The 14,147-nt window shown below is 59.7% G+C and carries 13 protein-coding genes; 5 read left to right on the top strand and 8 right to left on the bottom strand.

What is annotated here, in order from left to right; all coding sequences use genetic code 11:
- Positions 1 to 1,353 carry an aminotransferase class III-fold pyridoxal phosphate-dependent enzyme gene (locus ACR0KJ_RS01355; protein WP_480625794.1) on the bottom strand — a complete coding sequence of 451 codons (1,353 nt, stop codon included), beginning with the start codon at positions 1,351 to 1,353 and terminating at the stop codon, positions 1 to 3.
- Complete coding sequence (locus ACR0KJ_RS01350; RefSeq protein ID WP_170621502.1) at positions 1,353 to 2,165, bottom strand: IclR family transcriptional regulator; 813 nt, start codon at positions 2,163 to 2,165, stop codon at positions 1,353 to 1,355. The genes ACR0KJ_RS01355 and ACR0KJ_RS01350 overlap by 1 nt, the downstream gene beginning before the upstream one ends.
- Before the next feature lie 161 nt (positions 2,166 to 2,326).
- Here ACR0KJ_RS01350 and ACR0KJ_RS01345 point away from each other — a divergent pair, with 161 nt between their 5' ends.
- Together ACR0KJ_RS01345 and ACR0KJ_RS01340 are read left to right on the top strand one after the other, a co-directional pair.
- On the top strand, positions 2,327 to 3,811 hold the full coding sequence (locus ACR0KJ_RS01345; protein WP_480625793.1) for an aldehyde dehydrogenase: 1,485 nt from the start codon (positions 2,327 to 2,329) through the stop codon (positions 3,809 to 3,811).
- Between the two features lie 18 nt (positions 3,812 to 3,829).
- Complete coding sequence (locus tag ACR0KJ_RS01340) at positions 3,830 to 5,065, top strand: Tm-1-like ATP-binding domain-containing protein (RefSeq protein ID WP_170451739.1); 1,236 nt, start codon at positions 3,830 to 3,832, stop codon at positions 5,063 to 5,065.
- 63 nt (positions 5,066 to 5,128) lie between these two features.
- On the opposite strand, the gene ACR0KJ_RS01335 is transcribed toward ACR0KJ_RS01340, so the two are convergent.
- The 6 genes from ACR0KJ_RS01335 to ACR0KJ_RS01310 form a co-directional block, all read right to left on the bottom strand.
- Entirely contained in the window at positions 5,129 to 6,271 is a 1,143-nt protein-coding gene (locus tag ACR0KJ_RS01335; RefSeq protein WP_480625792.1) for an aromatic ring-hydroxylating oxygenase subunit alpha, read from the bottom strand.
- An 11-nt stretch (positions 6,272 to 6,282) separates the two neighbouring features.
- A complete protein-coding gene (locus ACR0KJ_RS01330; protein ID WP_480625791.1) occupies positions 6,283 to 7,215 on the bottom strand; it encodes a DMT family transporter in 933 nt (310 codons plus the stop codon).
- Between the two features lie 162 nt (positions 7,216 to 7,377).
- A complete protein-coding gene (locus ACR0KJ_RS01325; protein WP_170451743.1) occupies positions 7,378 to 7,842 on the bottom strand; it encodes a GNAT family N-acetyltransferase in 465 nt (154 codons plus the stop codon).
- Positions 7,843 to 7,900: 58 nt separating this feature from the next.
- Positions 7,901 to 8,422, bottom strand: a complete 522-nt coding sequence (locus ACR0KJ_RS01320) for a GNAT family N-acetyltransferase (RefSeq protein ID WP_480625790.1) — start codon at positions 8,420 to 8,422, stop codon at positions 7,901 to 7,903.
- A gap of 9 nt (positions 8,423 to 8,431) precedes the next feature.
- Positions 8,432 to 8,689: a YjhX family toxin gene (locus ACR0KJ_RS01315; protein WP_170517540.1), complete on the bottom strand. Its 258-nt coding sequence runs from the start codon at positions 8,687 to 8,689 to the stop codon at positions 8,432 to 8,434.
- 196 nt (positions 8,690 to 8,885) lie between these two features.
- Positions 8,886 to 9,839, bottom strand: coding sequence for a GlxA family transcriptional regulator (locus ACR0KJ_RS01310; protein WP_480625789.1), 954 nt, complete (start codon positions 9,837 to 9,839; stop codon positions 8,886 to 8,888).
- A 103-nt stretch (positions 9,840 to 9,942) separates the two neighbouring features.
- On the opposite strand from ACR0KJ_RS01310, the gene ACR0KJ_RS01305 reads away from it, so the two are divergent.
- The 3 genes from ACR0KJ_RS01305 to ACR0KJ_RS01295 all read left to right on the top strand — a co-directional run bounded on the left by ACR0KJ_RS01305 (position 9,943) and on the right by ACR0KJ_RS01295 (position 14,092).
- Positions 9,943 to 11,118, top strand: a complete 1,176-nt coding sequence (locus ACR0KJ_RS01305) for a TauD/TfdA family dioxygenase (protein WP_170451751.1) — start codon at positions 9,943 to 9,945, stop codon at positions 11,116 to 11,118.
- Positions 11,119 to 11,212: 94 nt separating this feature from the next.
- A complete protein-coding gene (locus tag ACR0KJ_RS01300; protein WP_480625788.1) occupies positions 11,213 to 13,267 on the top strand; it encodes an acetate--CoA ligase family protein in 2,055 nt (684 codons plus the stop codon).
- Between the two features lie 3 nt (positions 13,268 to 13,270).
- Positions 13,271 to 14,092, top strand: a complete 822-nt coding sequence (locus ACR0KJ_RS01295; RefSeq protein ID WP_170734433.1) for an enoyl-CoA hydratase/isomerase family protein — start codon at positions 13,271 to 13,273, stop codon at positions 14,090 to 14,092.
- Positions 14,093 to 14,147 lie beyond the last annotated feature (55 nt).

Genomic DNA, 14,147 nt, shown 5'->3' with positions numbered 1-14,147 from the left:
TCAAACTGCCCCCAGCCCTTTGCCCAACGCCGAAATCAAAGTGTTCACGTCCTCTTCGCCCAGCACCAGCGGCGGGGACAGAATGATGTTGTTTCCCGACACACGCACCATGGCCCCGGCCTCATAGGCCGTTTTTTGCACCTTGCCGATCGTGGCCTTGTCGATGGGCGTTTTGGTGGTTCTGTCCGAAACCAGCTCTAACGCGCACATCAGGCCATACCCCCCGCGCACATCGCCGATCAGGTCGTATGTCTCGCCCAGCGCCTGAAGGCCCGCATGCAATTGCGCCCCACGCTGCGCGGCGTTGTCCTTGACGTTCAGACGTTCGGTTTCCTTCAGGCACGCAATCGCGGCAGCCGCACCCACGGGATGGCCGGAATAGGTATACCCCGACCCGATTGCCGCCTTGCCCGAGCGGTCACCTTCGAACACATCAGCCACCGCATCGCTAATCATCACGGCACCGAACGGGAAATACCCATTGGTTATGGCCTTCGCCGTGACCGCCATGTCGGGCTTGACGCCAAAGCGGCGCGATCCGCTCCACGCCCCCGTCCGGCCATAGGCTGTGATCACTTCATCCGCGATCAGCAGGATACCGTATTTCGAGCAGATCTCGCGCACGCCGGGCATAAAGGTTTCATGCGGCGGGATCACCCCACCCGCCCCAAGAACCGGTTCCATGATCATTGCGGTTATGGTTGAAGGGTCCTGAAACCTGATCTCATCCTCAAGCTCCGCAAGGCACAGTTGCGCCAGCTTTTCCGGATCGGTTTCGCCAAACGGATTGCGATAGGTGTAAGGCGATGGAATGTGATGGCAGCCGGGCATCAGCGGCTCGTACTGGGTTCGGAAGTTCGGGTTACCGTTCACTGACGCGCCCAACGTATGGGTGCCGTGATAGCCTTTCTTGAGGCTCAGGAATTTGACGCGCCCGGCCTCGCCACGCACCTTATGATATTGCCGCGCAAGGCGCAGCGCGATTTCAACGCCATCCGACCCGCCGGATGTAAAGAAGGCGCGCGACAGCCCGTCCGGGGCAAAGAATTCGCGCAGCATCCAGCTGAGTTCTATGACCAGATCATTGGTAGTGCCCCGGAAAATCGAATAATAGGGCAGCCTGTCCAGCTGTTGGGAAATTGCATCCTTCACCGGCTGGCACGAATACCCAAGGTTTACGTTCCATAGCCCCCCGACCCCATCGACAACCGTATTCCCATCCACATCTGTGATGCGCACACCGTCACCGCCGACGATAATGTCAGGCGGGTTTGCAAGGCTGTCCGCCGGATGCGCCATCGGGTGCCACAGGTGGCGCGCGTTGTTTTCTTTCAGGAAATTGCTGTCCTTCATCACATCACCTGTTGTGTCTTGGTTTCATCGCCCCAGTCCGGCGGCAGGGCTTCGAACCCTTGTGGAAACGCACCGCCCAGCGCAGTCGAGGCGCGGTCGGCCTCATTCAAAAGCATTTGGGCAATGTCGCGCAGTTTCTCCGGCCTGGCCCGCACGCTTGGGACGGCAACGGCCAAAGCGCCCAGAACGCGCCCACCTTCGCCGAAGACGGGGCATCCGACCGACGTGACCCCTTCATCAAACCCACCGGTGACTGACGCCACGCCGAACCGCCGGACGCGGTCGATCATGCCTTTCAGGTCCGCCGGGTCCGAGATCGTTTGGTCGGTATATTTCGACAAGGGCCGTGCCATGACGCGGGCTTGCCAATCCTCGGGGCAAAAAGCCAGGGCAGCGATGCCGGACGATGTCGCGTGCAGGGGCAACATCTCGGCAATGTCAAAGTTCACCTGAATGCCGTGCAGGGCAGGATCCGCGTGGGCGACCGGCGACAGCGCCTCGCCCTGCAGCAGACTGGCATGGGCCAGTTCGCCAACAGCTTCGGACAATTCGGACACGATGGGCTGCAACAGCTTTCGCACGGGGAACGCCGCCTCACGCAAGGCCGACAGGCGCAACAGCGCCGGACCAAGCCGATAGGCGCGCGTGTCAGGGTGTTGCTCCAGATAGCCGTTTTCCGCAAGCTCGGTCAGGTGGCGATGAACCGTCGCCTTGTCGCGCCCGGTAAGGCGCACAAACTCACCCAGCCCGATTTCTGCGCGGTCGCGCGCGTACAGGGACAGCAAGTCCAAAGCTTTTGTGATCGTTCCCATCTGATACCTTTTGATAGGTTTAATATTTGAACCACTGGTATCAGATATTTTGATCTGGTTTCCTCCTCAGTCAATAGAAAATCAATATTGACAAATGTCGGCATTTGATCAGACACTTTTTTGATACCCATGGTTCACTATTTAAACCGATGAGGCGTGATTTGGACAGAGCGATAATTGACCAACTCCGGTCCCAAAGCGTACCGCCCGCCCGCCATGTGATCGACGGCGCGCGGTGTGATGCCTCGGACGGCGGCACGCTTGATGTTGTGTCACCCATCGACGGATCGACCCTGACGACCATGCCAAAAGGCACGCGGGATGATGCCCGATTGGCAATCCGTTCGGCGCGCGCAGCTTTTGACGACGGACGATGGTCTGCCCTCGCGCCTGCTGCACGCAAGAAAATCATGCTGAAATGGGCGGATCTTATCGAAGCGCAGGCGGCAGAACTTGCCGTATTGGGCGTGCAAAACAACGGAACCGAGATCGGAATGGCCTACAAAGCCGAACCACTCAGCGCTGCCGGGACGATCCGGTATTTTGCCGAAGCCATCGACAAGATATATGGCGAGATCGCCCCAACCGCCCCCAGCGCGCTGGGGCTGGTGCATAAACAGCCCGCAGGTGTTGTGGGTGCAATCGTGCCGTGGAACTTCCCCCTGATGATCGGCAGTTGGAAGCTGGGCCCGGCCCTTGCCGCCGGTTGCACCGTGGTTTTGAAACCGGCCGAGACCGCCTCGTTAACCCTGATCCGCCTTGCCGAACTGGCGCTGGACGCTGGTCTTCCCCCCGGCGTTTTCAACGTCGTGACCGGCGAAGGCGCGGTTGTCGGGACTGAGATTGCCGAGTCTCACGACGTGGACGTACTGGTATTCACCGGATCTGGGGCAACGGGGCGTCGGCTGATGGAGGCATCGGCGCGGTCCAACCTCAAACGTGTTTATCTGGAACTTGGTGGCAAATCCCCAAATATCGTGTTTGCAGACGCCCCCGATCTGGCAGAGGCCGCCAAAGTCTCGGCTGCGGGGATTTTCCGAAACTCGGGTCAGGTTTGCGTTGCCGGATCGCGACTGCTGGTGCAACGCGAAATCCATGACGACTTCGTCGCAATGCTGGTGAAAAACGCCGAAGCCATGCGTGTCGGCGACCCGCTGGACCCTGATACCGATGCCGGTGCGGTGAATTCGGAACGACAACTGGCGCAGAACCTTGCCTTTGTGGACGAGGCCCGCGCCGCCGGGCGCACCGTTGCCACCGGGGGCACCCGGATACTGCAGGACACAGGCGGCACATACATGGCACCGACCATCATTACCGGCGTGCAACCCAACGACCGTGTTGTCTGTGAAGAGGTGTTTGGCCCGGTTCTGACCGTTCAGGCCTTTGACACCGAAGAGGAAGCCATCGCCCTTGCCAACTCCACCGAGTTCGGATTGGCCGCTGGCGTGTGGACTGCAGACCTGTCGCGCGCGCATCGGATGATCGCGAAAATTCAGGCCGGAGTCGTGCATGTCAACACGTATGGCGGGGCGGACATCACTGTGCCCTTGGGTGGCGTAAAACAATCCGGAAACGGGCATGACAAGTCACTGCATGCGTTCGACAAATACCTTGACCTGAAGACCGCGTGGATCAAGCTCTGAACCGACAGGAGGATGCCAATGACCCGAAAAACGATCCTGTTGATTGGCACATACGACACAAAAGAGCCCGAGATGCGCTTTATCGAAGGCGTGGTCCGGGCGCAGGGGGCCGACGTGCTGACCATGGATGTCTCGGTACTGGGTGATCCGGGAAACGCGACCGATATCAGCAAGCACGAGATTGCAGCCGCCGGGGGCATGACCGTTGATCAGGTCATCGCGCAAGGCGACGAAAACAAGGCCTTCCGCGTGATGTCTGCGGGGGCCGCAAACGTCGTCGCCGAAGCACATGCCAGGGGGCGCTTTCACGGGATGCTCGCAATTGGCGGCACGATGGGCACTGATCTTGCGCTGGACTGCGCACAGGCGTTGCCGATGGGCGTTCCGAAATACATCGTTTCAACCGTCAGCTTTTCACCCCTGATCCCGCCGCACCGGCTGGCCCCGGATATTCAGATGATCCTGTGGGCGGGCGGTCTGTATGGCATGAACTCGATCTGTCGGTCCTCGCTTAGCCAGGCTGCGGGGGCGGTGGTTGGGGCAACCAACGCGGCCATCGAGGTTGATCGCAGCAAGCCCTTGATCGGGATGACCAGCCTCGGCTCATCCTGTCTGCGCTATATGAAGACGCTGAAACCTGCGCTGGAAAGCCGTGGCTTCGAAGTGGCCGTGTTCCACTCGACCGGTATGGGCGGCATGGCGTTCGAGAAGCTGGCAGGCGAAGGCGCATTTGTATGCGTGATGGATTTCTGCATGCAGGAGTTCGGGAACCTGATGGCGGGCTCAGTGGTCTCCAGCGGGGAGGATCGCGTGACCAATGCAGGCCGCGCGGGCACCCCGCAGATGGTGGCCCCCGGCGCGTTGGACCTGCTGGACTTTGCAGGCTGGCAGGACATTCCGGACCAATACGCGGACCGCCCGTTTCATGAACACAACCGCCTCATCAAAAGTTCGGTCTTCACGGGTGAAGAACGCCGCGCCTGGGTGCGAGAGCTTGCCAACCGGCTGGAAGCTGCAACCGGACCGGTTCACTTTTTCCTTCCTGTTCAGGGGGTCGAGGCCTGGGACAAGGAAGGCGAAGAAGCATACGACCCCGAAGCGTTGGCCGAAATGGTGGACGAAGCGCGCACCACCATGTCCGGTCGCATCCCGATGACCGAGTTGGACGCCCATATCAACGACCCCGCTTTTTGCGACGCGGTTTTGGCACAGTTTGATGCCTGGGTTCAGGATGGAACGGTATCTGCCCAGTGAACGGCGTGTATTTACCCTCGGCCCGCTGTCCGAACTAAAGGCCCAAAAGGTCGACCAGCTGAGCTAGCCTGTCAAACCCGTCCACTTGCTGCTGTACCAGCGTGCAAAGGCGGCCACGTTGGGTTCCAGATCCGGTTGAAACCGGCCGGGCCGCGCGTCCGGACAAGCCAGCCCGCGTTGTTGATTTTCCAGCGCCTCGATATCCTCATCCAGCGCCGCATCCATGCGCCGGAGATACGCCTGAGATTTTTCGGCGAAATCCGGCAATGCGATGGTCTCTGACGGAAAGCACGAGGTTTGAACCACCCGACATCTGGATGCGCCAACCGGATAAGCCTCGTAACACCAAAGCGCGTCGCGGTTCGCGGCGAAAGTCATATTTGGGAAGATCCATGTATAACGCGCACCCTCGCGCGCCTTGCCTTTCAGGCCGGGAATTTCGGGAAGAGATTTGTCCTGATCGCTTTCCAGCAGTCCTCCGGTCCCTTCGGTCGCGCCGAATTGGCTAGCAAAGGCGCCCTTTACGGCATCGGCTGCATCCGGTCTGTCATAGACACTGTCGATCGATTCCGCATGCACAAACGGCAGATGGTAGTATTCGTTGAACACTTCGAGGAAGATCTTCCAGTTGCAATTCACTTCGACCTCTTGCCTGCGGACCGACACAAGGCGGTCCATGGGCCAAGGGCTATGGAGTTCGGCAATATCCCCCAGATAGGCATCAATATCGGGCGCGTCCCGAGACAGACAGACAAAGGCAAAGCCCAACCGCTCGGCCACCTGATAGGACACAAGGCCATAGTCCGCCTTGTCGAAGCCCTGCGCCCGCTCCATATGCGGTGCGGCGACAAGCTTGCCGTCCAGACCGTAGAACCACGAATGAAACGGACAACGCAGTCCCTTGCACCTGCCCTGCCCGTCTACCAAGCGGGCCCCGCGATGACGGCAGGTGTTTGCGTATGCGCGCAACTGACCCGTCCTATCGCGCAGAAGGATGATGTTCTGCCCGGCCACATCCATCGTGATGAAATCACCCGGATTGGCAACGACATCGGCCCGACCAACGCCGATCCAGCCTTGGCGGAACACCAGATCCATTTCGGCCAGGGCGTGACTGCCCGAGGTGTAACAGACCGGCGGAATGGAAAAGGCCGCCTCGACTGGACGGGCGCAATCGGCCAGAGCGGGGTCATAGGCTGAGTTCATCGCTGTACTCCTTACGGGGCGGTAATCGGCGGTGGCTTACGACGCTGCCCGGTCAGGGCATTTCCGGCAATTGCGGCAAGCAGGATCGCCCCGCCGATCAGAGTATTGACGGTCGCTGTTTCACCCAGAAACAGCCATACCCAGACCGGGCCAAGCAGAACCTCGGCCAGTGAAAGCAACGTCAATTCAGCGGCGGGCAGGCTTCTTGATCCAATTGTATAAAGGATCAACCCGGCCCCCACCTGAAAGACACCCATGCCCATCGCCACACCACCGTCATTCAGGCTCAGGACGAGGGATAGGCCCTGTAGCTGGCAGATCGTAAAGGTGATTGCGACGCCAAACAGCCCGGACAGAAAGACCGAGGGCAACATCTCGGACGTGCGCCCCCAGCGCAGTGCAACGGTAAAGACCGCAAAGCCCAATGCCGATCCAAGCGCGGCCAGACTGCCCTTCAGCGCCACGCCCCCGGACTTGTCCGCAACCATGACAGCAATGCCGATCAGGGCGATCCCGATGGCAACCCAGGTGGCCCGGCGCACAGGCTCGCGCAGGACGACCCAACCCAGAACAGCGGTCAAAAAAGGAGCCGTCGCAAACAGCAGCATCGCATTCGCGACCGAGGTGTTCTGGATCGCGTAGATCGCACCGGAATACGCCGCCAGCAGCGACAGCGCGGCGACAACGGCGGGAAAACCGGACCGGCGAAGTTGTACAAACGGGTTTTCCCGCGACCGAATTCGTATGACCGCGTACAGAAAAAGCGACATCGCAACCGACCGGTACAGCAGGATTTGCCAAACGCCCGCCTCTTCTATCAGCCGGATGCCAAGCCCGACCGTTGACCACAGAACGCCAGCCGCAAATACAAAGAAAACGCCGTATCTGTGGGCGTCTTGTGAACTGGGTATGTTGGCTGTCGTCGTGATGGCGCTGTCCTTCAAATCTCGGGACAGTGTAGATGCGCGACAACAGGCCCGCAGGCCCGTTTGCGACAAGGCTGACGTTTCACGGCGCAACGCGCGGAATTGGTCGGCGCACAGGTCCGGCCTTTCCCATCAACAAGTGCGCCCCTCGCCAAGTCACTGGCGAAGGGCAAAGGTTGATTACAATGCCTTCCGGAAGATCACCTTGTCATCCCCGGCTGCCCAGAAATCGCGAATTCGCGCTTCTTCCTCATAGCCGTTGCGTGCATAAAACCTGCGCGTCAGTGCAAAGTCTTCGGTCCCGGATGTATCAACGATCAGCAACCGCTGACCCTTGGCTTTCAGACGTTGCTCCGCAGCTTCGACCAGAGCGGTTCCCAGTTTCTGCCCCTGAAGATCAGGTCGCACGGCAAGCGCAAGCATATTCCACGTGCCCTGCGCCAGTTCCTCGGGGACAGAATAACACAGTCCGACGGCTGCGCCGTCCAGATGGCAGGTCAGCCAGATCGCCTCGGCCTTATGATCCAGCGCGGGTTGCAGCATCTCGGGCAGCATTTCACTGGGAAACAACTGCGTTTGATCCAGCACGGTTTGCAACGCTGGAATATCACCCTTGGTGGTTTGTTTAACTATTGGTGTTTTCATCGGGTATTCTCATTCAGTGTCGCGTTTCAGGACAGGTTCTTGCGGGGCGCGTGTGGTTTCAACCATATGCAGACGTGTCCCAATACTCGGGCCGCATGATCGGCGCGACGGCAGTGGTTTTGCCGCCCAGCACCTTGGCGGACCCGGGTTTCAGCTCAAGCTCCATCCAGGATTCCGGCATGGTCAAAAGGTCCGGATAGGGCGTTTGTTTGTCCGTCGGAACAAATCCGTATTTCGGATAGAAGCTGGGCACGCCCAAGACATACACAGCGTCAGCATTGACCGAGGTAAGATGCGCGATGCTCGTCTCCATCAGTTCCTTGCCGACACCCTGCCCCTGATAGTCGGGCACCACCCCGCACGGGGCCAAGAGGAAACACTTGGCCTGCAGGTGATCCTGGAACAGGAACGGAGTGAACAGCACATTCCCCGCAATCTTTCCATCGCGTGTCGCGCTGATCGAAATTGTGTCCGCAAGCGCCAGAAAGCCCTTGGCAAGCTGCACAATCTCGGGGCCTTCGTCTTTGCCGAACGCATCAAGGTGAACGCGTGTTATGGCTTCGATGTCTGTATGGTTCATTGCTTTTTCCTATCTTTGGTTCATTTGCGCGCGCACGGATTTGATGCCCAACGCAGAGGCGCGGTAGGGGCTGCCATTCTTTGACCGTATGAAACGACGTTTCAGCAGGCGTTTGAAGACGCCCATGGTGCAGTCGGTCAGAATGAACCCGTCGCGCGTGTAACAGGTGACGTCATGGATTTTACCGTTCTCCAGACGTTGATGATGGATCGACCCGCCAAGGGCGAGTTCGTGCAAAACACGTTGTTCGTGCTTTGAGATATTCATTGGGATGTCTCGATTTTACGAAAGCACAGAAACAGGTTCACTCAGCATCGCGCGTGAGTGTGCCTATCAGTGTTGGTGTTCCTGAATTTGGGTCGCCAGGAACGGGCGTTAGGCCCGGGTCTCTTTCATAAAATCTCCGTTGCACGAGGCTGACTGCCTCAGGCGTGATCGGAAGTATTCATCAATCCTCGATGTGTCAAGTCGCATCGACATTATATACTAGCCCTGCCCTGTCTTCGGATGCGGTCAGACCGAATTGTCGCCTGTAGGCTCGGGCAAAGCTTTCTGGGTTTTCAAAGCCGCACAAGGCCGAGATGTCACTGACACGCAAACTGGAGTTGCGAATAAGGTTGCGGGCCTCAACAAGGCGCAAACCACGATAATAGGAGGCGGGCGAGCATTTCAGATAGTGCTTGAACAACCGTCCAAGGGTCCAGATCGGCACCCCAACCCGGTCGGCAATTTCCGAGATTGGCAAGGGTTGATCCAAAGTCGCCAGCATCAGGTCCACCGCCCGCGCAAGGGTTCGGTCAAGTCGGGCAAGCGAAGTATCCGTCAGCAGTTTCTGCTGCGGCCCCTCATGCACTGTCGGGCGATAGGTCAGAATCTCCGCCACTCGTTTCGCCAGACCCTGTCCGTTGAACCGCCCGATCAGTCCCAGCGTCATGTCGAACGTCGCCACCCCGCCTGCGCTGGAACAGCGATTGCCGGTGATGGTGAACAGCCGGTCCACGAACATCTCATCGGCAAACTGTTCGCGATACCCGCGCAGGGCTTCGAAATGCACCGCTGCCGGTGCAAGTGACAACAGCCCGGCTTCGGCAAAGATCAGGGCACCTGTATCGACGCAGCCCATCACCGCCCCGGCACGGGCGCGGCGTTTCAACCAAGTCAACAGCCTCGGCACCAGCGACGCCTCGGGGTGATAAGAGGACAGCAGCAGAACAACGTCGGCAGCCTTGTCGTCCAACGGCTCGGTGTTCACCTGCATCCCGCTGGAGCTGAGCATCACGCCCCCTTCGATGGACAAGAAGCGCCAACGCCACAAAGGCTCGGTGCTTTCCCGGTTTGCCACGCGCAGGGGTTCCGTCACCAGTGTCAGCGACAGGATCGGAAAGTTCTCGGTCAGTACGATGTCGACACTGGGCAAGGTTGGGCCTTCTCAATTTGCAAGAAATCATCAAGAAATTGCCAATTCAGATCAAGAGAAATTGCGGGACAGGCAGTACCGTTTAAGTAACGGAGGACACCCCATGACCGAATTGCCCTGGACACCGGATTTCGACACCTGGCCCATTCTCCATACCGTGATCGCTGTGACGCATACCAAGGATGTTCTCAGCATCACCTGGTCGGACGGGGCCACCAGCCAGTACCACGCGCTGCTTTTGCGGGAAAACAGCCCCGACCCCGAGACAATCCATCCCAAGGCGCGCGAAATGTGCGTGTCGCCCAGCGCGATAGATGGCGATCTGGGTATACGAAGTGCACGGGTCGAAGCAGGCGGCGCGGTCTCCGTCGATTTTACAGACAGCAAAACCAGCCGGTTCCATCCCGGCTGGCTGCGCGGGATCGCGTGGTTCGGCGCGGATGACACGCCGCAACCCATCCTTTGGCGAGGCGAGGATCAGCCAGAACCGCCCAGCTTTGACGGCCCCGAGGCGCTGAACAATCCGCGGGTGTTTCTGCAATGGCTAGAGGCCTTGCGCGACTACGGCGTGGCCCGCCTGCGCGGATTGCCCCAGCAGGACGGCCTGCTGGAACAGATCGTCACCCGCATCGGTCCAATCCGCGAAAGCAATTTCGGGCGGCAGTATACGTTAGAGATCAAGGATGATCCTGACAGTCAGGCCTTCACCTCGGACATGCTGTTGCAGCATATCGACCTGCCAACGCGGGAAACGCCGTTTGGCCTTCAGTTTCTCTATACCCGCGACAACACGACGACGGGTGGCGAAGGGATTTACGTCGATGCATACCGCATTGCCGAAGACCTGCGGGTCGACGAGCCCGCGCATTTCCACTCGCTGACCACGGATATCTGGGAATACAGCAACCGGGCGCGCGGCTCGGATTATCGCGGTTGGGGGCCTGTGGTTGAGACCGATGAGACCGGAGGCATCACCGGCGTTCGGTACAACACCTTCCTGCGCGCGCCGCTGCGGGCTCCGGTCCATATCCAGCGCCGCGCCTATCAGGCATACCGGGCGTTCTGCGAACGGGCCCAGGACCCGCGCTATATGATGGTTTTCCGGTACGAGCCGGGCGATCTGCTGGCCTTTGACAACCGTCGCGCCCTGCATGGCCGCGCCGGGTACGAGGCCAAAGGCAGCACACGGTTCATCGAAGGTATCTATTCCGACCGCGACGAACTGCATTCCCGCATCCGCACGCTGCAACGCCAGTTCCGAGCTGAGGCGCAGTCATGATCTTCAAACGAATGGCCGCGATACAACTGACCGAGCGGACCCGGAAAGTCATCAGCACCTCAAGATTTGGCAATCAGGTCACGGAGTGCAACCTGTGACAAAGGCGGATCGTCTGAAACGAATGCTGTCGCCTGCGCGCGTCGCGTGGATCGGCGGCGGGTGTATTGCGCCCGCGATTGAGTACATGCAGGCGGGCGGGTTTTCCGGTGACGCCGTAGCCGTGAACCCGAAACGGGCCACGATCGCGGGCGTTCCCTGTGTGGCGTCGGTTTCTGAACTGCCATGGGTGCCGGATGTCGCAATTCTGGTGATCCCCAAGGACGCGGTGATCGAAACCGTGCGCGCGCTGTCGGCGCAAGGATGTGGTGGTGTTGTCTGCATTACTTCGGGCTTTTCCGAAAGCGCCGATGGCGCAGCCCGGCAGGCGGATCTGATCGACGCCGCCGGTGACATGCCGGTGATCGGCCCCAACTGTCCCGGTATCGCCAATTTCCTGGATGGCAGTGCCTTTATGATGGATCACTTCGGCACTCATGCACCCGGTAAGGGCGTAGCCGTGATCTCAAACGGTGGCGCATACCTCAGCGACCTTGGCTGTGCCGACCGCTCGCAACCCATCGCCTATTTGATCGGGTTGGGCAATCAGGCGATGGTCACGGTTGCCGACATGCTGGATGTAGTATTGGACGACCCACGTGTGACGGCGGCGAATATTTATTTCGAAGGCATTACCGATGCGGCAAAGCTAAGCCGAGCCGCCGCCAAGGCCGCCCGCAAGGGCATCCCTGTTGTGGCCATCAAAGGCGGTCGCAGTCAGGCAGGCACCCGAGCCGCACAGTCACACACGGCGTCGTTGTCGGGGGATGCGGCCGTCGCCTCAGCCCTGTTCCGCCGCTTCGGCTGGATCGAAGTGACAACACCGTCCGAGGCTATTGAAACCGTCAAGATGTTAAGCTTCACGCCTGTCCCAAAAGGCTTGAAAACCGGCTTCATCACGTCCTCTGGATCCTACGCGGTGATAGGAGGCGACATTGCCGAAAAAGCGGGCCTTCGGATGGAACCACCTTCAACCGACGCCGCGCCTGCCATTGATGCCGCGCTGCCGCCTTATGTCGGCCCTGCCAATCCGCTGGACATCTCGGACGCGCATGGTTGGCCGCAGGCGGATCAACTGCCAATTTACCAAGCCTTCGCGCGGGATGAGTATGATCTTTTTGCGCAAGTCATGTGCTACCCGCCCGAAGGCGGTTGGGACATGACGACATGGGACGCAACCACCGGGGCGCTGGCACAGGCCAAGGGGGATCGTCCGGCGGCCTTTGTCAACACTCTGGCCGAGTCCCTGCCGAAAGAGACGCGGGACCGGATGATCTCCAATGGAATGGCCCCGTTGCAAGGGCTCGAAGACGGCCTGCGCGCGGTCGCCCACGCGGCGCGATACGGCGCGAGCCGAAACGGCCTTGACGCCGACGCCATGGTTTTGAGCACCGACAGTGGTGAGCTGGTGACAGCGGGCGGAACCCTCAGCGAAGCCGAGGCAAAACTGCAACTGCAAGGGCACGGTTTGGACATTCCCCGCCAATGGGTCGTTTCGGGCGCGCATGACCTGCCGAACGTCCACTGCACCTGCGCGCTAAAGGCCATTGTTCCGGGATTGCTGCACAAGACGGAAATGGGCGCTGTGACGCTAAATCTCGCGCCGCCGGATCTTTCGACTGCGATCCGCGCCATGTCAGATCGCCTTGCGGAACACGGCCTGAAGGCTGACGCGTACCTGATCGAAGAGATGATCCAAAACCCGATTGGCGAGTTACTGGTCGGCATCCGCCGCGTGCCAGAGATCGGCTTGGTTCTGACGCTGGCCATCGGCGGAGTTGCGGTGGAACTGATGCAAGACAGCGCAACCGTGATCCTGCCCGCACCGCGCCGCGACATAGAGGCCGCGCTAAAGGGGTTGAAACTGGCCCCCCTGATCCTTGGCTATCGCGGTCGTCCGGCGGCAGACATGACCGTCACGCTGAACGCTGTCGAGGCGCTGTGCGCCTTTGCCACCGCCCCACCCGGCATCGCAGAGATGGAAGTGAACCCTCTGCTGCTGACCCAAACCCGCGCGGTGGTTGCCGATGCGGTTCTGACCCTGAAAGGCTGAGACATGACCGAATACACTCATCTGATCTACGACGTGGACGCCGACCACATCTGCTGGCTGACCCTGAACCGGCCCGAAAAGCTGAACGCGATGAACCTGAAACTGATCGCCGAACTGCAGGCGGGGCTGGAACGCGCAGATGCGGATGATGATGTGAACGTGATCGTCATTCAGGGTGCGGGTCGCGGGTTTTGCGCCGGGCACGATCTGGATGAGGATGCCGAGGACGATCGGACCTCGATCTACGAATACCGCGCGCATTATTTCAAACAGTTCGATGAGTTCACGACTCCCTGGCGGATCACCAAGCCGGTGATCGCATCGGTCAACTCCATCGCCATCGGCAAGGGGTTCGAACTGTCCCTTTTCTGCGACATCACCATCGCCAGCGATGATACCCGCATCGGGTATAACGAGGTGCGCTATGGCATCTCGGGCCACTGCATGTTCTTGCCCTGGCTGGTCAACATGAAAACCGCCAAGGACCTGCTGCTGACCGGGCGTGAGTTGACGGCGGCAGAGGCAAGGGAAATGGGCCTGATTACCGAGGTGGTGCCGCTGGATGAGCTGAAGGAAGCAACCCACAAAAAGGCCCTGCTGATGGCACGCATGCCGCGTGAAATGCAGCGGATGCACAAGATGTATCTGAACCGGGTCTACGAGATGCAGGGCCTGCGTACCGCAACGGATTATTATCTGGAACAGGTCGCGATCATGGGCGCGCAACCAGTTCCGGAATATGAGGCGTTTTCAAAATCGACCCTTGAAAAAGGCCTCAAGGCAACCCTGGCCGATGCCAATGCCCGATATGAGGGGCTGGATTAACCCCTTTTTCAGGCAAACGGGACACTTGCCTTCTTAGACACTTTGGCGAGGCCTT

The sequence above is a fragment of the Ruegeria sp. AD6 genome (assembly GCF_056542325.1).
The sequence above is the reverse complement of the archived record's forward strand: the minus strand, read 5'-3'. Positions and strand labels throughout refer to the sequence as shown.

Coding starts and splice junctions, on each gene's coding strand:
- ACR0KJ_RS01355 (WP_480625794.1), bottom strand. CDS start 1,353: ATGAAGGACAGCAATTTCCTGAAAGAAAACAACGCGCGCCACCTGTGG.
- ACR0KJ_RS01350 (WP_170621502.1), bottom strand. CDS start 2,165: ATGGGAACGATCACAAAAGCTTTGGACTTGCTGTCCCTGTACGCGCGC.
- ACR0KJ_RS01340 (WP_170451739.1), top strand. CDS start 3,830: ATGACCCGAAAAACGATCCTGTTGATTGGCACATACGACACAAAAGAG.
- ACR0KJ_RS01335 (WP_480625792.1), bottom strand. CDS start 6,271: ATGAACTCAGCCTATGACCCCGCTCTGGCCGATTGCGCCCGTCCAGTC.
- ACR0KJ_RS01325 (WP_170451743.1), bottom strand. CDS start 7,842: ATGAAAACACCAATAGTTAAACAAACCACCAAGGGTGATATTCCAGCG.
- ACR0KJ_RS01320 (WP_480625790.1), bottom strand. CDS start 8,422: ATGAACCATACAGACATCGAAGCCATAACACGCGTTCACCTTGATGCG.
- ACR0KJ_RS01315 (WP_170517540.1), bottom strand. CDS start 8,689: ATGAATATCTCAAAGCACGAACAACGTGTTTTGCACGAACTCGCCCTT.
- ACR0KJ_RS01305 (WP_170451751.1), top strand. CDS start 9,943: ATGACCGAATTGCCCTGGACACCGGATTTCGACACCTGGCCCATTCTC.
- ACR0KJ_RS01295 (WP_170734433.1), top strand. CDS start 13,271: ATGACCGAATACACTCATCTGATCTACGACGTGGACGCCGACCACATC.